17 protein-coding genes and 1 tRNA gene are annotated in these 18146 nt (G+C 73.2%); 11 read left to right on the top strand and 7 right to left on the bottom strand.

Annotation, left to right across the window (positions count from 1 at the left end; all coding sequences use genetic code 11):
• Positions 1 to 293: 293 nt before the first annotated feature.
• The gene (locus ACIBH3_RS20195; protein WP_396313368.1) at positions 294 to 698 is read left to right on the top strand and encodes an SHOCT domain-containing protein; all 405 of its coding nucleotides are present in this window, start codon (positions 294 to 296) and stop codon (positions 696 to 698) included.
• A 75-nt stretch (positions 699 to 773) separates the two neighbouring features.
• Here ACIBH3_RS20195 and ACIBH3_RS20190 read toward each other — a convergent pair.
• Positions 774 to 858 (bottom strand) — tRNA-Leu (locus ACIBH3_RS20190).
• Positions 859 to 1164: 306 nt separating this feature from the next.
• Between ACIBH3_RS20190 and ACIBH3_RS20185 the strand changes: the two genes are divergently transcribed.
• The 3 genes from ACIBH3_RS20185 (at position 1165) to ACIBH3_RS20175 (ending at position 4058) form a co-directional block, all read left to right on the top strand.
• Entirely contained in the window at positions 1165 to 2502 is a 1338-nt protein-coding gene (locus ACIBH3_RS20185) for a M20/M25/M40 family metallo-hydrolase (protein WP_396313367.1), read from the top strand.
• A 256-nt stretch (positions 2503 to 2758) separates the two neighbouring features.
• Entirely contained in the window at positions 2759 to 3001 is a 243-nt protein-coding gene (locus ACIBH3_RS20180) for a chaplin (protein ID WP_396313366.1), read from the top strand.
• Positions 3002 to 3254: 253 nt separating this feature from the next.
• Positions 3255 to 4058, top strand: coding sequence for a chaplin family protein (locus tag ACIBH3_RS20175; protein ID WP_396313365.1), 804 nt, complete (start codon positions 3255 to 3257; stop codon positions 4056 to 4058).
• A gap of 189 nt (positions 4059 to 4247) precedes the next feature.
• On the opposite strand, the gene ACIBH3_RS20170 is transcribed toward ACIBH3_RS20175, so the two are convergent.
• Positions 4248 to 4457 (bottom strand): DUF5703 family protein, encoded by a 210-nt coding sequence (locus tag ACIBH3_RS20170; RefSeq protein ID WP_396313364.1) that lies wholly within the window; start codon positions 4455 to 4457, stop codon positions 4248 to 4250.
• A gap of 409 nt (positions 4458 to 4866) precedes the next feature.
• Here ACIBH3_RS20170 and ACIBH3_RS20165 point away from each other — a divergent pair, with 409 nt between their 5' ends.
• The gene (locus tag ACIBH3_RS20165) at positions 4867 to 5472 is read left to right on the top strand and encodes a hypothetical protein (protein ID WP_396313363.1); all 606 of its coding nucleotides are present in this window, start codon (positions 4867 to 4869) and stop codon (positions 5470 to 5472) included.
• A 96-nt stretch (positions 5473 to 5568) separates the two neighbouring features.
• Here the strand turns inward: ACIBH3_RS20165 and ACIBH3_RS20160 are convergent, their stop codons facing one another.
• Positions 5569 to 7743: an ATP-binding domain-containing protein gene (locus ACIBH3_RS20160; protein WP_396313362.1), complete on the bottom strand. Its 2175-nt coding sequence runs from the start codon at positions 7741 to 7743 to the stop codon at positions 5569 to 5571.
• A 97-nt stretch (positions 7744 to 7840) separates the two neighbouring features.
• The gene (locus ACIBH3_RS20155) at positions 7841 to 8821 is read right to left on the bottom strand and encodes an aldo/keto reductase (protein ID WP_396313361.1); all 981 of its coding nucleotides are present in this window, start codon (positions 8819 to 8821) and stop codon (positions 7841 to 7843) included.
• Between the two features lie 221 nt (positions 8822 to 9042).
• Here ACIBH3_RS20155 and ACIBH3_RS20150 point away from each other — a divergent pair, with 221 nt between their 5' ends.
• Entirely contained in the window at positions 9043 to 10092 is a 1050-nt protein-coding gene (locus ACIBH3_RS20150; RefSeq protein WP_396313360.1) for an LLM class F420-dependent oxidoreductase, read from the top strand.
• An 86-nt stretch (positions 10093 to 10178) separates the two neighbouring features.
• Here the strand turns inward: ACIBH3_RS20150 and ACIBH3_RS20145 are convergent, their stop codons facing one another.
• Positions 10179 to 11168, bottom strand: a complete 990-nt coding sequence (locus ACIBH3_RS20145) for a magnesium and cobalt transport protein CorA (RefSeq protein WP_396313359.1) — start codon at positions 11166 to 11168, stop codon at positions 10179 to 10181.
• Positions 11169 to 11337: 169 nt separating this feature from the next.
• On the opposite strand from ACIBH3_RS20145, the gene ACIBH3_RS20140 reads away from it, so the two are divergent.
• The 4 genes from ACIBH3_RS20140 to mshC all read left to right on the top strand — a co-directional run bounded on the left by ACIBH3_RS20140 (position 11338) and on the right by mshC (position 15069).
• The gene (locus tag ACIBH3_RS20140) at positions 11338 to 12036 is read left to right on the top strand and encodes an MSMEG_4193 family putative phosphomutase (protein ID WP_396313358.1); all 699 of its coding nucleotides are present in this window, start codon (positions 11338 to 11340) and stop codon (positions 12034 to 12036) included.
• Between the two features lie 160 nt (positions 12037 to 12196).
• Positions 12197 to 12769 (top strand): DUF3090 domain-containing protein, encoded by a 573-nt coding sequence (locus tag ACIBH3_RS20135; RefSeq protein ID WP_396313357.1) that lies wholly within the window; start codon positions 12197 to 12199, stop codon positions 12767 to 12769.
• On the top strand, positions 12739 to 13644 hold the full coding sequence (locus tag ACIBH3_RS20130; protein ID WP_396313356.1) for an SCO1664 family protein: 906 nt from the start codon (positions 12739 to 12741) through the stop codon (positions 13642 to 13644). The genes ACIBH3_RS20135 and ACIBH3_RS20130 overlap by 31 nt, the downstream gene beginning before the upstream one ends.
• Positions 13645 to 13839: 195 nt before the next feature.
• A complete protein-coding gene (gene mshC, locus ACIBH3_RS20125; protein WP_396313355.1) occupies positions 13840 to 15069 on the top strand; it encodes a cysteine--1-D-myo-inosityl 2-amino-2-deoxy-alpha-D-glucopyranoside ligase in 1230 nt (409 codons plus the stop codon).
• Between the two features lie 96 nt (positions 15070 to 15165).
• On the opposite strand, the gene ACIBH3_RS20120 is transcribed toward mshC, so the two are convergent.
• Together ACIBH3_RS20120 and ACIBH3_RS20115 are read right to left on the bottom strand one after the other, a co-directional pair.
• Positions 15166 to 16134: a PAC2 family protein gene (locus ACIBH3_RS20120; RefSeq protein WP_396313354.1), complete on the bottom strand. Its 969-nt coding sequence runs from the start codon at positions 16132 to 16134 to the stop codon at positions 15166 to 15168.
• 289 nt (positions 16135 to 16423) lie between these two features.
• A complete protein-coding gene (locus tag ACIBH3_RS20115; RefSeq protein WP_396313353.1) occupies positions 16424 to 17260 on the bottom strand; it encodes an SGNH/GDSL hydrolase family protein in 837 nt (278 codons plus the stop codon).
• Between the two features lie 224 nt (positions 17261 to 17484).
• Between ACIBH3_RS20115 and ACIBH3_RS20110 the strand changes: the two genes are divergently transcribed.
• The gene (locus ACIBH3_RS20110; RefSeq protein WP_396313352.1) at positions 17485 to 18015 is read left to right on the top strand and encodes an SRPBCC domain-containing protein; all 531 of its coding nucleotides are present in this window, start codon (positions 17485 to 17487) and stop codon (positions 18013 to 18015) included.
• The last annotated feature ends 131 nt before the right edge of the window (positions 18016 to 18146 follow it).

Below are 18146 nucleotides of genomic sequence, written 5' to 3'. Positions count from 1 at the left end.
GCCGGATCCTTCCGCCCGCTGCCGGCAGGAGCTGCTCACCGCCCGGCTCGGCCAGGTGGAGGCCGAGCCCGCCCGCCGCTTCCCGCCTCATCCGGCGCGAACCGGCCACGGCCTGGCCCGAGGCCGGCGCGGGCGCCGGATGAGTCACCGTCACCCCTAGCGGGTGAGGCGTGCGGGGCGCGAGCCGGCGCAGGGTGGAGGCAGGGCGGTCGTCGCAGCTGCCCGGCGGGCGAGCACCGCGCCCGAGGACACGCGCAGGTACGACGCGCGAACGTACGAAGGCAGGAGAGACCATGCACCCAGCGCTGCTGGCATCCGACTATCCGCTGCTGAACCTGTTCTGGACCATCGCGGAGATCTTCCTCTGGGTCCTGTGGTTCATGCTGCTCTTCCGCGTCATCGGCGACATCTTCACCGACGACACCCTGGGCGGCGGAACGAAGGCGGCCTGGACGATCTTCGTCATCATCGTCCCGTTCCTCGGCATCTTCGTGTACCTGATCGCGCGGGGCCGCGGCATGGGCGAGCGCTCACTGAAACGGGCCCAGGAGCAGGAGGAACAGTTCCGCGCGTACGTGCGCGAGAGCGCGGGGACGAGCAGTCACGCCGACGAACTGACAAGACTGGCCGAGCTCAAGAACCGTGGCGACCTCACCGAGGAGGAGTACCAGCGGGCCAAGGCCAAGCTGCTGTCCTGACCGGGACGCGCGGGCAAGGAACCGTGCGGCAAAAGCAAGAAGCGGGCCGGGATTTCTCCCGACCCGCTGCCACTGTGTCCGAGGGGGGACTTGAACCCCCACGCCCGATAAAGGGCACTAGCACCTCAAGCTAGCGCGTCTGCCATTCCGCCACCCGGACCGGGTGTCTGTCCTCGTGGCTCACTGCCGCGCTGACATGCATAACTGTAGCAAAGATCGGCTTCAGGTCCCAAAACCACCCGGTGAGGGGGTTTGGCCGCAGTTCGGCGGGGGTTTCGACAGGGGGAGCGGGGACGGACGGGAGGCGCAGGCGAGGCGGATCGGCGGGCCGCCGGACGCCCGGATGGCCTTGGGCGCGGCCGGGCCGCTGGGAGAGGATGGGCCCCGACCGTGCTCGCAGAACCCCGGGCTCAGGCGCAGGGGTGGCGTGGAGGTGCGCCGGGCGGGCCAGAGACGAGGAGTGACCGTGAGCGAGTCGAAGGCCGAGCCGGCGGGCGCCCCCAGGGCGACGGCTGAGTCGGAGGTCGCCGAGATCTGCCGCGACCTGATCCGGATCGACACCAGCAACTACGGCGACGGCTCGGGGCCGGGGGAGCGCAAGGCCGCCGAGTACGTCGCCGAGCAACTCGCCGAGTTCGGCCTCGAACCGCAGATCATCGAGTCGGCGAAGGGCCGCGCCTCCACCGTGGTGCGGATCGAGGGCGAGGACCGCTCCCGGCCCGGGCTGCTGATCCACGGCCACACCGACGTGGTGCCGGCCAACGCCGCCGACTGGACCTACGACCCCTTCGCCGGGGAGATCGCCGACGGCTGCGTCTGGGGACGCGGCGCGGTGGACATGAAGGACATGGACGCGATGACCCTGGCGGTCGTCCGGGACCGGCTGCGCACCGGCCGCAAGCCCCCGCGTGACCTGGTGCTGGCATTCGTCGCCGACGAGGAGGCGGGCGGCACGTACGGCGCGCGATACCTGGTGGACAGGCACCCGGGTCTCTTCGAGGGTGTGACGGAGGCGATCGGCGAGGTCGGCGGCTTCTCCTTCACGGTCAACGACCAGGTCCGGCTGTACCTGGTCGAGACGGCCGAGAAGGGCATGCACTGGATGCGGCTCACGGTCGAGGGCCGGGCCGGGCACGGATCGATGGAGAACGACGACAACGCCATCACCGAGCTCTGCGAGGCGGTGGCCCGGCTCGGCCGGCACAAGTTCCCGCTGCGGATCACCAAGACCGTGCGCGCCTTCCTTGACGAGCTCTCCGACGCGCTCGGCGTCGAGCTCGACCCGGAGAACATGGACGAGACGCTGCGGGTGCTCGGCGGCATCGCCAAGATGATCGGCACCACGCTGCGCAACACCGCCCAGCCGACCATGCTCGGCGCCGGCTACAAGGTGAACGTGATCCCCGGTCAGGCGACGGCGCACGTGGACGGGCGCTTCCTGCCCGGCTACGAGGAGGAGTTCCTGGCCGACCTGGACCGGGTGCTCGGCCCGCGCGTCAAGCGCGAGAGCCTGCATTCGGACAAGGCGATCGAGACCACCTTCGACGGGGCCCTGGTGGAGGCCATGCAGTCCGCGCTCAGGGCCGAGGACCCGATCGCCCGGGCGGTGCCGTACTGCCTCTCGGGCGGGACGGATGCCAAGTCCTTCCAGGACCTCGGCATCCGCTGCTTCGGCTTCGCGCCGCTCCAGCTGCCGCCGGACCTGGACTTCGCGGGGATGTTCCACGGCGTGGACGAGCGGGTCCCGGTGGACGGGCTGAAGTTCGGTGTCCGGGTGCTGGACCGCTTCCTCGACGCCTGCTGACCGGTCGAGATCCACGGCACGCGGCCCGTTCCCGGAAGTCCGGGGGCGGGCCGCGCCCATTGTCCGAGCTAATGATTTGGGACAGTCCGAAAGAGATCAACAGAAACGATTCTGCTCAAGGAATCAGCAGTGAGCATGTGTGCGAGGCGTCACCGTTGCGGGTGAATGGCGCCGCCGCGCCGTACCCCATTTGCCACACCCTCGTTCACTCCTATGCAGCCCGCCGAACGGGCTGCACCAGCAAACAGGAGGAATGATGAAGGTCAAGAAGATCGCTGCCGTTGCCGCCGCCACCGGTGGTCTGATCCTTGCCGGTGCGGGTGCCGCCGCTGCCCACGGTGGCGCCAGCGCCCACGGTGTGACCGCCGGGTCGCCCGGTACGGCCTCGGGCAACTCCGTCCAGGCTCCGGTGCACATCCCGCTCAACCTCTGCGGCAACACCGTCAGCCTGAGCGGTGCGCTCAGCCCGGCGTTCGGCAACAGCTGCGCGAACGTCTGAGCGATATCGATACCCGGCAGCTGATGCCGGTCCTTTGATCAACGTGCCCCCGGGCTGCCCAGTAGCCGCCCGGGGGCACGTCTTTCTGTCCCGGTCCGGGAGCATTTCGCCCGATCGGGTGAAGAGGCTCCGTTCGGCTCAACTTTTGCCGTGGTGCGTCGTTAAGTCCTGTGCAGCCGAGGGTTTCGTCTGGCATTCGGACTTTCGGTAATTCCGACTTTCAGCTCGTCTTCTCAACACGTCAGGGGAAACAATGAGGAATGTAGCCAAGAAGGGGCTCCTCACGGCCATGGCCACCGGCAGCGTGCTGGCCTCGACCGCCGGCTACGCCTACGCGAGCGCCGAGGCCCATGGCGGCGCGGCCAACTCGCCGGGGGCCGGCTCCGGGAACTCCGTGCAGGTCCCCGTGGACATCCCGGTCAACGCCTGCGGCAACACCGTCGACATCGGCGGATCGCTCAACCCGGCCTTCGGCAACACGTGTGCGAACGCCGACGGCGGCGGCTCCGGTGACCCTGCCCAGGGCTCGGACGAGGCGCGCAGCCAGGGCGGGGCCACGGCCTCCGGTGAGACCGTGGGGTCGCCCGGTACGGCCTCGGGCAACTCCGTCAAGGCTCCGGTGCACATCCCGGTCAACGCCTGCGGGAACTCGGCCGTCATCGGCGGACACCCCGCGTTCGGGCACTCCTGCGCCAACGCGGGCCCCGCCGTCGTGACGCCGCCGGCACCCTCGAAGGACGACTGCCCGCCGGAGACCCAGACCCCGCCGGCGAAGGAGCACCCCGTCACCCCCGGCGTGCCCCGTACCGGTATCCCGCCGGAGACCGTGCCCGTCACGGCGCCGGTGCCGGCCTCGGTGCCGCAGACCGCGCCGAGTGCCGCGCCCCAGCCGGTCGGGTCGGCCCCGGTCGTGAAGAGCGCCCCGGCCGAGCAGCCCACCGCGACCCAGCTCGCCTCGACGGGTAGCGGCGGTGTCGAGATGCTCGGTGCGGCCGGGCTCGCCACGCTCCTCGGCGGCGGCGTGCTCTACCGCCGGGCCCGGGCCGGGGCGCGCTGAGTACCGAGCGTTGAGCGCTGAGGTCTGAGCGCGATCTGCTCGGGGACCGCCCGCAAGGCGGTCGGGCCCGCGTCCGCGGCCGGAATCCACCGGCCGCGGACGCGGGCCCGCTGCGCTGCTCAGGCCCGGGCGGGCGATCGCCGTCCGGGGAGCGCTACGGCCAGGCGCTCGCCGGCCAGGTACTTCGTGTCACCAGCTCCTGACCTGCCGGATGATCCGTCGGCGCAGCAGTACGGTGCGGCTGCCGTCGGGGAAGAGCCGCAGCCTGTCCAGTTCCCAGTGCCCGTACTCGGCGTGCTCGGTGAGCAGCTGCCGTGCCGCGTTGCGGCTCGTGCCGCGCGGCATACGCAGGGACTGGTACTCGTACTCCGGCTGCCGGATCAGCTTCGGTGGGCTCAAGACGCTCCTCCTGGGGGACACCTTCAGGCAAGACTAAGGCCTGCCTCCGACAACCGGGCCCGGCATTTTCGGCCGCACCGCACGCCGTCGCCCGCCGTGACGGGAGGATCCGCCGCCCAGGCCGCTGGCAGTGCATCAGTTCCGCCTCTCCTGCCGAACGGGATACCCCGATCTCGGGATGCCGAAAGCGACTTTGGCCCCACCCGCGCCCCGCCTGGCCCGCCCGCCCGGCGCGCCGCGAGCATGCCCCCAAGCGTGCCCGAGCGTACGAGAGGTGGGTGCGAGGTGGTTGCGAGCTGCGTCACAGAACCACCCGGATCGGACATCAGGGGGGAAGTTGCGGTGAAATCGCGGGCGTAGGTGACAACCGCTGTGCGTCCTGGCACCGGGGGGAGATAGCGTCAGCACCATGTCTGATGCCGCGCAGCCCACCATTGCCGAGGTACGCGCCGCCGCCGAGGCGGTCAAGACCGCCATCGACCGTCATCTCGAAGCGGTGTCCAGCCCCTCCACCACCGACGATCCCGCCGTGTTCTCCGCCTACGAGCAGCTCGCGGCGGCGGCCATCACCTACGACCAGCTCCTCTACGAGGCCTACGACGAGGTGACCCCCTTCGAGGTCCCCGGGGACGAGGGGGCGGGCGGCTACCACGGCCCCGAGCAGCCCGAGGCGATCAGCGTGCTGATCCGTCGCGACTACCTGATCACCGATCCCAAGCGCCTGCGCGGCCAGGCCGAACGGCTGGACAGCTCGCTCACCCCGGGCGGTGGCCCGGGCGGCGGGGTGAACGCGGCGATCGGCGTGGTGTTCGGTGAGTACGAGCCCGACGAGATCGCCGCCCGCAGCGAGGAGTTCGGCCTGGAGGAGGGCGACTCCACGCTCTGGGTCGCGGCCGCGGAGCCGACCGAACCCGGCGAGTGGCTGCCGGAGCCGTTCGAGAACGCCGACCCGCAGCTGCTGATCTGCCGGTTCGATGTCAGCGAGGTCTATGACGACGAGGAACCCGAGGACTGACGAGCCCGGGTCGGACCACGGGGAGCACCCGGGGGCGGGCGGTGCCGGAGCGCGGGCTCCGGCACCGCCCGTCGTCGTGGTGCCGGTCGGCAGGCGTCAGTACGACTGCTCGGCGTGCTCGGCCAGGATGGCGCGCAGCCGGGTGGTGCGCGGCTGGGCGGGCCGCTCGGTGACGGCCTGCGACAGCGCCGGCCCGGCCGCGTGTACGACCGACAGGTGCCGCTCCGCCCGGCCGAACGCGGTGTAGACCCACTGCCTGGTCAGCCCGGCAACCGCGTCGTCCGGCAGGACGACGACCGCACCGGGCCAGCGGCGGCCGACCGCCTGGTGCACGGTCAGTGCCCAGCCGTGCCGGAGCCGGCCGGCCTCGGCGGGGGCGACGGTCAGCCGCGTGCCGTCGGTGAGTTCAAGGTGCAGGCCGGTGGCGTCGCCGTCCAGCACCCGGCCGGGGTGGGTGATCCCGGGGGTGGGGGAGTACACCACCCGGTCGCCCGGGTCGAACCCGGCGAACCGGCCGGGGCCGGGGTTGAGCCGGGCCTTGGCGGCGGCGTTCAGGGCCCGGGTGCCGGCGGTACCGCCGTGGCCGGGGGTGAGCAGCACGACCCGCTCGGCCGGGATGCCCAGGGCGCGCGGGATCGAGTCGCCGAGCAGCTGGATGGCGCGGTGGACGGCCTCGGCGCCGTCCTTGGCGGTCAGGATGACCACCTCCTTGTCCGGCGCGTCCACCGGCAGCAGCTCGCCGATCCCGATGCCGGAGACCAGCTCGCCGATCGGCCCGAAGTCGGGCGTCCGGGAGGCGACGGCCGGGCAGGCCTTGGCGGCGATCAGGTCGGCGAAGAACCGGCCAGGACCGGCCGACCAGAGCTGGCCCGGATCCCCGCTGAGCACCAGCCGGGTGCCGTCGGCCAGGGACTCGAGCAGGGTGGCGGCCAGCTCGACGTCGAGCAGCGGCGCGTCCAGCACGATCAGGACGTCCAGGGCTAGCGAGCCGTCCGGGGCACGGCCGGGGCCGGCGGCGCCGGACAGCAGGTCCGCGAGGGCGGCCACGTCGGGTGCGGCGCCGGGGGGTAGCAGGCCGGTGAAGCTGTCCCGGGCCTGGTCGGTCCATGCGGCAGCCCAGGCGCGCAGGCCGAGCCCGCGCGCGGCGTGCAGCAGGGCGGCCAGCTCCGCCCGGGAGGCCTCGCCGCCGGTGTGCGTCACCAGTGCGGCAGCCGACACGGCCCTGATCAGCGCCGCCGCGGAGGAGGAGGGCGCCGCCGTGGCCGCGGCCTCCCAGGCCAACGGGCCCGGCTGGGCCGGGCCGTGGTGCTCGGCCGCGTCGGCGGTGCCGGCCGTGGGCAGGTCCGCGGCCTCCGTACCCTCCGGGTCGGCCTCGGCCTCCCGCTCCCCGCCGGCGGCCGCACCGGGCGCGTCCTCGGCCCGGCCCGCCGCCGGCTCCTCGGGAGCCTCGGCCTCGTCGGCCTCGTTGCCGAGCCCGTCGCCGTCCTGATCCCCGGCCTGATCCCCGCCCAGGTCCTGGCCCTGGTCCTTGGCCTCGTCGTGGTCCTCGGCCGGGACGAAGGTGGAGATCACCCGGACCAGACCGTCCGCGAGGCTCTCCTCCGCCAGGGCGAGCCGCTCCAGCGCGAGCAGCGTCCGGGTCGGCGGCTCGTCCTCCTCGTCGGCGGACCCGGCCGTGCGCGCCTCGGGGCCGGTCAGCTCCTCCTGGAAGGCCATCACCCGGCCGTCCACCACGACCTCCTGGAGGGCCGCGGCCGGATCCGGCAGGCCCAGGCGCTCCAGGCCCGCGGCGACCTCGCCGATCTCCATCGCCGAGTGTCCGCGCAGCGCGGCCTGCTCCAGCAGCCACGGCACCAGCGCCCGCGCCCGGCGGGGATCACCGGGCCCGGCGGCCGGCCCGAGCAGCCCGCGCGCGAAGCCGTCCGCGTGTTCGGGGCGTACGCCGGGCAGCGCGAGGACGGCCCAGGGGTCGGCGCGGAGCAGCCCGGGTGCGCCCTCACCGAACTCGGCCAGCGCCGCGGCTGCGAAGTCCGCCGGGGCGCCGCCCGCGGTCAGCACCTGAGCCGTGGCGCGCAGGGCCTGTGCCCGCTGCTCGTCCGGGTGAGCTGCGGCCGGCGCGGGCGTACCCGCCTGCGGGGTGGAGGTGTCCGGGGCGGAGCCGGGCGGGGTCTGCTGCCCGACCAGCCTGATCGCCTCCGCCAGTGCCGCGACCGCGTCCGCCTGGCCGGCCGGCCGGCCGCCCGGAGCGCTGTTCTCTGCGTCGCTCACCATTCGCTGTTCGCTCCAAAGGATTACGCCACTGCCGGGCAGTGCGGCCGAAGCCGCGTCTCGTACAGAGTCGGCGAGGGGAGGAGCCCGGCCCGCGGGCCTACAGCTCGTTCCACTCGTGGTCGGGGTAGCGGTGGACCGGCGCCGAGATGTCGTCGAGCGCACCGCGGATCTCACCCGGAAGCGTAAGCGCCTCCACCGACAGTGCGGACTGCAGCTGCGCCGCCGTCCGCGCCCCGACCAGCGCACTGGCCACGCCGGGCCGGTCCCGCACCCAGGCGAGGGCCACCGCGAGCGGGCTGCTGGCCAGGCCGTCGGCGGCGGTGGCGACGGCGTCGACGATCCGCCGCGAGCGCTCGCCGAGGTAGGGCTGGACGAAGCCGGAGAGGTACGGGGAGGCGCCGCGCGAGTCCTGGGGCACGGCGTGCCGGTACTTGCCCGTGAGCACGCCGCGGCCGAGCGGGGAGGAGGCGAGCAGGCCGATCCCGGCGTCGAGTGCGGCGGGCAGCACCTCGCGTTCGATGCCCCGCTGGAGCAGCGAGTACTCGGTCTGGCTGCCGGCGAGCGGGGTCCGTGCCGGGTCGGCGTGCTGCCAGGTGGCGGCCTTGGCGAGCTGCCAGCCGCTGAAGTCGCAGACGCCGACGTATCGGGCGCGGCCGGAGGAGACGGCGAGGTCGAGGGCGCGCAGGGTCTCCTCGGTGGGGGTGCCCGGGTCGAAGGCGTGCACCTGCCAGAGGTCCACGTAGTCGGTGCCGAGCCGGCGCAGCGAGGCGTCCAGGGCGGTCAGCAGGTGTCCGCGCGAGGCGTCGAAGCGGCGGTCGGAGTCGGGGACGCTGCCGGCCTTGGTGGCGATGACCAGCTCCGAGCGCGGGATCAGACTGTCCGTCAGGCGGGAGAGCAGGTACTCCGCGCCGCCGTCGGCGTAGACGTCGGCGGTGTCCACCAGGTTGCCGCCGGCGTCCACGAACTCCTTGAGCTGCTCGCCGGCCTCGTGTTCGTCGGTGTCGCGGCCCCACGTCATGGTGCCGAGGCCGAGCCTGGAGACCCGCAGCCCGGTACGGCCGAGGTGACGCATTTCCATCGGGCAGGCCCTCCGCTAACTGGTAAACATGCAGGTGGGGTGAGGCTTCTCCACGTCGGCTGAGCGTAGCGGCCGGTGCCCGGGCAGATGTGCAGACCCGCAGAACGATCAGTGGGCCGTAACCTGCCGTTGTGACACAGCCCACAGCTACCGGCCAGTAGCATGAGGCTCTGCCGCGCGGCTAGTGTCGGCGGAAACCGACTGGAAGGCTTGGCACCCACATGCGACTCGGCATCAACCTCGGCTACTGGGGACTCGGCATGGACGCCGACAACATCGCGGTCGCCCAGGAGGCCGACCGCCTGGGCTACTCGGTCTGCTGGGCCGCCGAGGCCTACGGCTCCGACGCCGCGACCGTCCTCAGCTTCGTCGCCGCCAAGACCGAGCGGATCGACGTCGGCTCGGCGATCTTCCAGATCCCGGCCCGCACCCCGGCCATGACCGCGATGACCGCCGCCACCCTGGACACCCTCTCCGGCGGCCGTTTCCGCCTCGGCCTGGGCGTCTCGGGCCCGCAGGTCTCCGAGGGCTGGTACGGCGTGAAGTTCGACAAGCCGCTGGCCCGCACCCGCGAGTACGTCGAGATCATCCGCAAGGCGATGTCCCGCGAGCGGCTGGTCCACGAGGGCGCCAACTGGACGCTGCCGCTGCCCGGCGGCCCCGGCAAGCCGATCAAGCTGACCGTCCACCCCGTCCGCGAGCACATCCCGCTGTACATCGCCGCCATCGGCCCGAAGAACCTGGAGCAGACCGGCGAGATCGCCGACGGCTGGCTCGGCATCTTCTTCGCCCCCGAGCACGCCGCGCTCTCCATCGACCCCCTCGCGGCCGGCCGGGCCAAGGCGGGCAAGACCCTGGAGGGCTTCGACCTCTGCCCGACGGTGACCATCTCGGTCAGCGACGACATCAAGGCCGCCGCCGACGCCCAGCGCTCGTACGCCGCCCTCTACATCGGCGGCATGGGCAGCAAGGACAAGAACTTCTACAACCAGCTCACCCGCCGGATGGGCTACGAGCAGGCCGCCGACGAGATCCAGGAGCGCTATCTCGCCAAGGACTACGCCGGTGCCGCCGCCGCCGTCCCGCACGACCTGATCGACGCCACCTCGCTGCTCGGCGACACCGCCCGGATCGCCGACCGGATGCAGGCCTACGCCGACGCCGGTGTCACCACCCTGACCCTGGCCCCGGCCGGATTCAGCCTCGACGAGCGGCTCCAGGCGCTGCGCACCGGCGTCGAGGCGCTGGAGCGCGCGGGCCTGGCCGAGTAGCGCACCCCGCCGAGGCCTTCGCCGAGGCCCTCGCCCCCCGCCCCTCGCCCCCCGCGCCGCGCGGGGGGCGAGGGCCTCGGCGTGCGCTACAGCCAGCCGCTGCGCTTGAACACCCGGTGCAGCCCCACGCAGACCACCGTCATCAGCAGCAGCGCGGCCGGATACCCCCAGGGCTGGCGCAGCTCGGGCATGAAGTCGAAGTTCATCCCGTAGATGCCCGCGATCATCGTCGGCACCGCGGCGAGCGCCGCCCAGGCCGAGATCTGCCGCATGTCGTTGTTCTGCTGCACGCTCACTTGCGCCAGATTGGCGCTGAGGATGTCCGTGAGCAGCCGGTCCATGCCCTCGACCTGCTCATTCGCCCGCGCCAGGTGGTCCGCCACGTCCCGCAGGTAGGGCTGCGCCTCGGCTTCGACGAACGGCTCGCCGCCCCTGGCCAGCCGCAGCATCGGCTCCAGCAGCGGGCCGGTGGCCCGCCGGGCCGCCACCAGCTGCCGCTTGAAGCCGTAGATCCGTTCCGCCGTGCCGCGCACCGGCCGGCCCGGCGCGAAGACGTCCGCCTCCACCTCGTCAAGGTCGGCCTGGAGGCCGTCCGCGGCCTCCAGGTACCCGTCCACGATCGTGTCGCAGACCGAGTGCAGGACGGCGCTCGGCCCGTACCGCAGGAGGTCCGGCTGCTTCTCCAGCTGTGCCCGCAGCGCCGCCAGCGGACTGTCGCTGCCGTGGCGGACCGTCATCACATAACTGTCGCCAAGGAAGAGCATCACCTCGCCGCTGGTCACCAGATGGCCCTCGGAGTGGTAGCCGAGCGTCTTGAGCACCATGAACAGCGAGTCCGGGTACGACTCCAGCTTGGGCCGCTGGTGGGCGTTCACCGCGTCCTCGACGGCCAGCGGGTGCAGGCCGAACTCCTCGCTGACCAGGTCGAGCTCAGCCGTCGTCGGCTCGGCCAGCCCTATCCAGAGGAAGGTGTCACCCGCCGCCCGGGCGGCCGCCAGGGCGTCGGAGTAGTCCTCGGGCCCCTCGATGCGGTGGCCGTCGCGGTAGATGGCGCAATCGACGATCATGCGGGACATTGTGCTGCCTGCCCGGCGCTCCCGGCATCAAATCCGCTGAAAGCGCACTCCAGGGCCGAAAGCGGCACCCGGTCCGCACCGCCCGGACACCGCCCGCGCACTGTCCGCCGAGCCTTCGGCCGGGGGTGCCCCCGTCGGCCGCGCCGCGCCGGGACGTACGCTGGGCCCCATGCCGACCCTGCTGCTCGTGCGACACGGCCGTTCCACCGCGAACACCGCCGGAATCCTGGCCGGTTGGACCCCGGGTGTCGACCTCGACGACACCGGGCGGGACCAGGCCGCGGCCCTCGCCGGGCGCCTGGCCGCGATCCCGTTGGCCAGGGCCGTCAGCAGCCCGCTGGAACGCTGCCGGCAGACCCTGGAGCCGCTGCTCGCCACCCGCCCCGAGCTCGGCGACCCGGCGCTGGACGAGCGGCTGGGGGAGTGCCGCTACGGCGACTGGACCGGCCGTCCGCTCGCCGAGCTGGCCGGCGAGCCGCTGTGGCGCACCGTCCAGGACCACGCGGCGGCCGCCGCCTTCCCCGCCGGGGAGTCGCTGCGCGAGCTGAGCCACCGCACCGTGACGGCCGTCCGCGAATGGGACGAGAAGATCGCCGTCGAGCACGGCGAGGACGCCGTCTGGGTCGCCTGTTCGCACGGCGACGTGATCAAGGCGGTGGTCGCCGACGCGCTCGGTCTGCACCTCGACCACTTCCAGCGGATCAACGTCGACCCATGCTCGGTGACCGCCATCCGCTACACCCCGCAGCGCCCGTTCGTCCTGCGGATGGGGGACACCGGCGACCTCTCCTCGCTCGCGCCCGGCCCCGGTGGCCACGGCACCCCGGCCGGTGACGCCGTGGTGGGCGGCGCCACCGGGGCGGGCTGACACCTCCCGTCCCCGGCCCGGCCGACAGGCCGTAGGGTGACAGGTGAGCCCGTGTGTACGCGAGCGCCCGTGCACCAACGCCCGTACACCGTCGCCCGGGTGCCGAGCACCCGGGTACCGAGAAGCCGTTGACCACGCCAGAACGATCCGGAGCGAGAGCGTGCCCCGTCAGGTCCACTTCTACGACCAGCCCGAACGGTTCGTGGCCGGTACCGTCGGCCAGCCCGGCGCCCGGGCGTTCTACCTGCAGGCCAGCGCCCGGGGCCGGATCACCAGCGTGCTGCTGGAGAAGACCCAGGTCGCGGCGCTCGCCGAGCGCATCGAGGAGGTCCTCGACGAGGCGCTGCGGCGCAGCGGCGGCGACGCGGCCATCCCCGCCACCGCGCCGCTCGACCTGATCGACAGCGCCCCGCTCGACCTCCCGCTGGAGCAGGAGTTCCGGGTCGGCACCATGGCGCTGGCCTGGGACAGCACCGACTCCTGCCTGGTCGTCGAGGCCCAGGCCGTGATCGAGGGCGAGGAGGGCGCGCAGGAGGAGGCCGAAGCGGTCTTCGAGGATGAGGAGAACGGCCCGGACATGCTCCGGGTGCGGCTCAGCGGCGCGATGGCCCGGGTCTTCGCCAAGCGCGCCCTCGACCTGGTCGCGGCGGGCCGCAAGCCCTGCCCGTTCTGCAACCTCCCGCTCGACCCCGAGGGCCATCTGTGCCCGCGCGCGAACGGTTACCGGCGCTGAACGCGGACACGCCCCCCCGGCCCGCCGGCGCCCGCCCGGCGGCCGTCCCCGAGGCCGACCCGGTGGCCGCCGCCGTGCTGGCCGCCGACGTACCCACCGCGCTACGGCTGCTGCGCGAGGGCCGGATCACCGTCCACGGCCGGCTCACCGACGCCTCCAACGCCGCGCTCTACTGCACCGCGAGCCTGGAGGGTCTTCAGGCGCCGTGCGTCTACAAGCCGGTGGCCGGTGAGCGCCCGCTCTGGGACTTCCCCGACGGCACCCTGGCCGGGCGCGAGGCCGCCGCGTACGAGGTGTCCGCCGCCACCGGCTGGGCGCTGATCCCGCCCACGGTGCTGCGCGAGGGGCCGCACGGGCCGGGGATGGTCCAGCTCTGGGTGGAGCCGGACCGGCAGGCCGGACCGCTGCTCGCCCTCCAGGACCCGGCCGGCCCCGAGAGGGGCTGGCTGCCGATCGTGCGGGCCGACGTCGGCGAGGGCCGTACCGCGCTGCTGGTGCACACCGACGACGTACAGCTGCGGCGCCTGGCCGTGCTGGACGCGGTGCTCAACAACGCCGACCGCAAGGGCGGCCATCTGATCCGCGCCGCCGACGGCCGGATCTACGGCATCGACCACGGGGTGACCTTCGCCGTGCCCGGCAAGCTGCGCACGCTGCTCTGGGGCTGGGCCGGGCGGCCGCTGCCGCAGGAGGCCGGCCCGGTGCTCGGCGGTCTCGCGCGGGAGCTGGACGGCGGGCTCGGTGCCCGCCTGGCCGAACACCTGACCCGGGCCGAGCTTGTGGCCACCCGCGCGCGGATCGACGTGCTGCTGAGCACCGGCGTGCATCCGCTGCCCTCGCAGGACTGGCCGTCCATCCCCTGGCCGCCGATCTGACCTGAGGCGGAGCCGGCCCCGAGTCCGCCCCGAACCGAGCCGGTCCCGGGCGGAGCCAACGTCGAGCCGATCCGGATCGCAGGCCGATCCGATCGCAAACGATCGGGTCCGGTCCAGGGCGGCATGCATATCGAATCAAGCCGATCTTGCGTACTGGTTAGGCTTTCAAATGATCGCGAGGTTAGATTGGTTCCCATGCATGCCTGGCCCGCCTCCGAGGTTCCCGCCCTGCCCGGTCAGGGGCTCCCCCTGCGAATCCACGACACCGCCGCGGGCTGTGTCCGCGAGGTCGTGCCGCAGGGCCCCACCGCCCGGCTCTACGTCTGCGGCATCACCCCCTACGACGCGACCCACATGGGCCACGCCGCCACCTACAACGCCTTCGACCTGGTGCAGCGGGTCTGGAAGGACGCCGGCCACGACGTCCTCTACGTCCAGAACGTCACCGACGTCGACGACCCGCTGCTGGCCCGCGCGGTCGAGACCGGCCAGGACTGGACGGTACTGGCGGAGCGTGAGACCGCCCTGTTCCGCGAGGACATGACCGCCCTGCGGATGCTGCCCCCGGCGCACTACATCGGCGCCGTCGAGTCCATCCCGTGGATCGTCCCGCTGGTCAAGAAGCTGCTCGCGAGCGGCGCCGCGTACGACGTCGACGGCGACGTCTACTTCTCCGTCGAGTCGGACCCGCACTTCGGCGAGGTCTCCGGCCTCAGCCGCGAGGCGATGCGCCCGGTCTTCGCCGAGCGCGGCGGCGACCCCGACCGCCCCGGCAAGAAGCACCCGCTGGACGCCCTGCTCTGGCTCTCGGCCCGCCCCGGTGAGCCCGCCTGGGACACCGAGCTCGGCCACGGCCGCCCCGGCTGGCACATCGAGTGCGTCGCGATCGCCCTGAAGTACCTCGGGATGTCCTTCGACATCCAGGGCGGTGGCAGCGACCTCTCCTTCCCGCACCACGAGATGGGTGCCGCCCACGCCCAGGTCGCCACCGGCGCCCACCCGTACGCCCAGGCGTACGTGCACGCCGGCATGGTCGCCCTGGACGGGCACAAGATGTCCAAGTCCCGCGGCAACCTGGTCTTCGTCTCGGCGGTGCGCCGCGAGGGCGTCGACCCGGCGGCGATCCGCCTGGCGCTGCTGGCGCACCACTACCGCAGCGACTGGGAGTGGACGAACGCCACGCTGGAGGAGGCCGTCGAGCGACTCGCCCGCTGGCGTGCGGCCGTCTCCCGTCCTGACGGCCCGTCGGCCGATGGCCTGCTCGGCGAGGTCCGGGCGGCGCTGGCGAACGACCTGGACGCGCCAGCGGCGCTGGCGGCCGTGGACCGCTGGGCCGCCCTGCAGGCCGAGGCCGGCGGCGACGACATCGGCGCACCCGGGCTGGTCTCGCGGACGGTGGACGCCCTGCTGGGTGTCGCGCTCTGAGGTTCGTGCTCTGAGGCTCGTGCCACGCGCAGCACGAAGAAGGGGTGCCAGGAATCCTCCTGACACCCCTTCTTCGTGCTGTTGGCAGCGCTGCGGCTACTCGCCGTCCCCCGGCTCGGAGGCGTCCTCGCCGGTCTTGGTGTCCTTGGGGCCGGGTGGCTCCGGCTCGCCGGCCTTCTCCGCGGTGGCGTGGCCCGCCACCGGCTTCTCGCCCGTCGGGCCGAGGTTCTCCCGGCGGCGCAGGTAGCGCTCGAACTCGCGGGCGATGGCGTCGCCGGAGGCCTCCGGGAGCTCCGCGGTGTCCTGCGCCTCCTCCAGCTGCTGGACGTACTCGGCCACCTCACTGTCCTCGGCGGCGAGTTGGTCCACCCCGAGCTGCCAGGCGCGGGAGTCCTCGCCGAGCTCGCCCGGCGGGATCCGCAGGTCCAGCAGATCCTCCAGCTTGTTGATCAGCGCGAGGGTGGCCTTGGGGTTCGGCGGCTGCGCCACATAGTGCGGCACCGCCGCCCACAGCGTCACGGCCGGCACCCCGGCGTGCGAGCACGCCTCCTGGAGCACCCCGACGATGCCGGTCGGGCCCTCGTACCGGCTCTCCTCCAGGTCCAGGGTGCGGGCCAGCTCGGCGTCCGAGGTGACGCCGCTGACCGGGACCGGCCGGCTGTGCGGGGTGTCGCCGAGCAGCGCGCCGAGGATGACGACCAGCTCCACGCCCAGCTCGTGGGCGAAGCCGAGCAGTTCGTTGCAGTACGAGCGCCAGCGCATGCTGGGCTCGATGCCGCGCACCAGCACGATGTCCCTGGGCTTGGGCTCGGTCAGCCGGATCACCGAGAGCCGGGTGGTCGGCCAGGTGATCCTGCGGACCCCGCCGTCCAGCCAGACGGTGGGCCGGTTGACCTGGAAGTCGTAGTAGTCCTCCGCGTCCAGGGCGGCGAACACCTTGCCGCCCCAGGTCTCGTCGAGGTGCGCCACGGCGGCCGAGGCGGCGTCGCCCGCGTCGTTCCAGCCCTCGAAGGCGCAGACCATCACCGGGTCGATCAACTCGGGAACATCTTCCAGCTCGATCACCCAGCGTCTCCCTCCGGTCGGCCGACGGCCGCGCCCCGCCCTCCAGGGCCTGCAAGGACGCCGATGCCGGCTGCCGACTGTTCGAACCTCTCACTCCATGGAGCCGCTCGCCCCATGGTCCCTACCTGCCCAGCCTACGGGCTTTGATGCGCGCCGTGGCCGGGGGACGGCAGGGCGCATCGGGACAGTCTGCGCCAGCACGGCCCGCTCGATCCAGCGGGTTTCGCCGCCGCCCCGGCGGGCGGGGCGCGCGCCGGTAGGAGAGCCGAGCCCCCGGAGGCCGCAGGCCTCAGGCGCGGCCGGCGGCCACGGCGGTGACGGCAGCGGCGACGGCGTCGCCGACGGCGGGCAGGTAGCCGCGCGCCTGGCCGTCCGCGGTGGGGTGGAAGGACTCCCACAGCCGGGGGATGACGATCCCGGTGATCCACTCCTGGCCGGGCCCGGAGCACACCCCGTGACCCTCGAAAGCCGTCCGGACATCCGCGAAGGCGAAGCCGTGCGCGGCCGCCTGACGCCGGATCTCCTCGTCCAGCAGGTCGGTGACGTGGTTGAAGCGCTGCCGGCGCGGATCGGTGCCGATCAGGCAGGTGGTGCCGGTCCTCAGCAGATGCGGATAGCCCGTCACCACCACCCGGGCGGTGGGCGCGGCCGCGGCGGCGACAGCCCGGTAGAGCGTGTCCAGCCGGGCGGGCAGGTCCTCGCGCAGCCGCCGCTCCGACTCGTCCAGGGTCTGGTTGCAGCGGGCGTCGGTGGTGAGCGGCTGGAGGCAGGCCACCGCCGCGTCGGAGAAGCCGAGGTCGTTGCCGCCGGCGGTGAGGGTGACCAGAGAGGTGTCCGCGCTGACGCCGGGGACCTGGTCGCGCAGCACGTCCGCGACGGTGGCCCCGTTGCAGGCCAGGTGCCGCAGTTCGGCCGGAGCGTGCTGGGCGCTCCAGAGCTCGGGGTACGCGCGGGTGCTGCGGTGGCACTCGCCGCTGGCGCCGTCGTAGGCGCCGGCGGCGACCCCGGCCGCGTACGAGTCGCCGAGCGCGGCGTACCGCAGCGTGGTGTCCGCGTGGGCGGGCGCGGCCCCGAGGGCGAGGAGCGGGAGGGCGGCCAGGGCGGTGAGGACTCTGTGACGCGGCACGGGGGTTCTCCGAGGTCGTCCGGCGGCCGCGCAGGGAGATCGCGGCCCGTTGCTCACGCATAGTAGCCAGTCCGTAACTCATCGTCGGTCCGCGGTGCGGCGGCGCGGCGGCGTGCCCGCGCCCGGCTGCGCCGCCCTCCCGATGCCTCGCGCGCGCCGGCGGCCCGGCGTGATGATGGAAGCCGGGGGCAGGCGGTGTGGGCGGTGTGTGAGGAGCCGGGCGGATGACCAGAGGGCTGCTGATCGGCGCGGGTACGGCGGTGGCCGCGGTGGCCGCCGTCGGAGTGGGCGTGTACGAGGCCGGCCGCCGGCTCCCGGTGGAGCACCTGGTGGAGCGGTCGCTGCGGGTGGCGCAGGCCCCGCACGCGGTGTGGGAGGTGCTGTCTGACATCGACCTCTACCCGGCCTGGCGCCCGGGCCTCACGCACATCGAGCGGCTGCCGGTCGAGGGCGGGCGCATCCGGTGGCGCGAGTACGAGCGGCACGGCGCGATGACGTACGAGGTGGTGGAGAGCGTGGAGCCGAGCAGGCTGGTCACCCGCATCGCCGACGATCGCGGCCTGCCGTTCGGCGGCACCTGGACCTATGCCATCGACCCGGCGGAGGGCGGATGCACGGTCACGGTGACGGAGCGGGGGGAGATCTACCGGCCGGTCTACCGCTTTGTGTCGCGCTATGTGCGGGGGCAGGCGGCGACCATCGACCGCCACCTCGGGGCGCTGGCGGCCCACCTGGGCGGTAGTCGGAACGGCTGAGGGGGTGCGCGGGCGGGAGCTGGTCCCGCCAGCACCCGGGGAATCGGCGCTACTTGGGTGTTCCGGCGACGCCGGCCGCGATGCGCCGCGCCCTGGCGATTTGGCATTCCTGGACAGGTGTCCATAAACTC

Origin of the sequence: Kitasatospora sp. NPDC050543, assembly GCF_044457565.1 — a bacterium.
Classification (GTDB): Bacteria; Actinomycetota; Actinomycetes; order Streptomycetales; family Streptomycetaceae; genus Kitasatospora.
This window is presented reverse-complemented; position numbering and strand designations above follow the sequence as displayed.

Bases quoted from the DNA above. Each gene is read 5' to 3' on its own strand.
- ACIBH3_RS20195 (WP_396313368.1), top strand. From the start codon at position 294: ATGCACCCAGCGCTGCTGGCATCCGACTATCCGCTGCTGAACCTGTTC.
- ACIBH3_RS20180 (WP_396313366.1), top strand. From the start codon at position 2,759: ATGAAGGTCAAGAAGATCGCTGCCGTTGCCGCCGCCACCGGTGGTCTG.
- ACIBH3_RS20175 (WP_396313365.1), top strand. From the start codon at position 3,255: ATGAGGAATGTAGCCAAGAAGGGGCTCCTCACGGCCATGGCCACCGGC.
- ACIBH3_RS20165 (WP_396313363.1), top strand. From the start codon at position 4,867: ATGTCTGATGCCGCGCAGCCCACCATTGCCGAGGTACGCGCCGCCGCC.
- ACIBH3_RS20160 (WP_396313362.1), bottom strand. From the start codon at position 7,743: ATGGTGAGCGACGCAGAGAACAGCGCTCCGGGCGGCCGGCCGGCCGGC.
- ACIBH3_RS20155 (WP_396313361.1), bottom strand. From the start codon at position 8,821: ATGGAAATGCGTCACCTCGGCCGTACCGGGCTGCGGGTCTCCAGGCTC.
- ACIBH3_RS20150 (WP_396313360.1), top strand. From the start codon at position 9,043: ATGCGACTCGGCATCAACCTCGGCTACTGGGGACTCGGCATGGACGCC.
- ACIBH3_RS20145 (WP_396313359.1), bottom strand. From the start codon at position 11,168: ATGTCCCGCATGATCGTCGATTGCGCCATCTACCGCGACGGCCACCGC.
- ACIBH3_RS20140 (WP_396313358.1), top strand. From the start codon at position 11,338: ATGCCGACCCTGCTGCTCGTGCGACACGGCCGTTCCACCGCGAACACC.
- mshC (WP_396313355.1), top strand. From the start codon at position 13,840: ATGCATGCCTGGCCCGCCTCCGAGGTTCCCGCCCTGCCCGGTCAGGGG.
- ACIBH3_RS20110 (WP_396313352.1), top strand. From the start codon at position 17,485: ATGACCAGAGGGCTGCTGATCGGCGCGGGTACGGCGGTGGCCGCGGTG.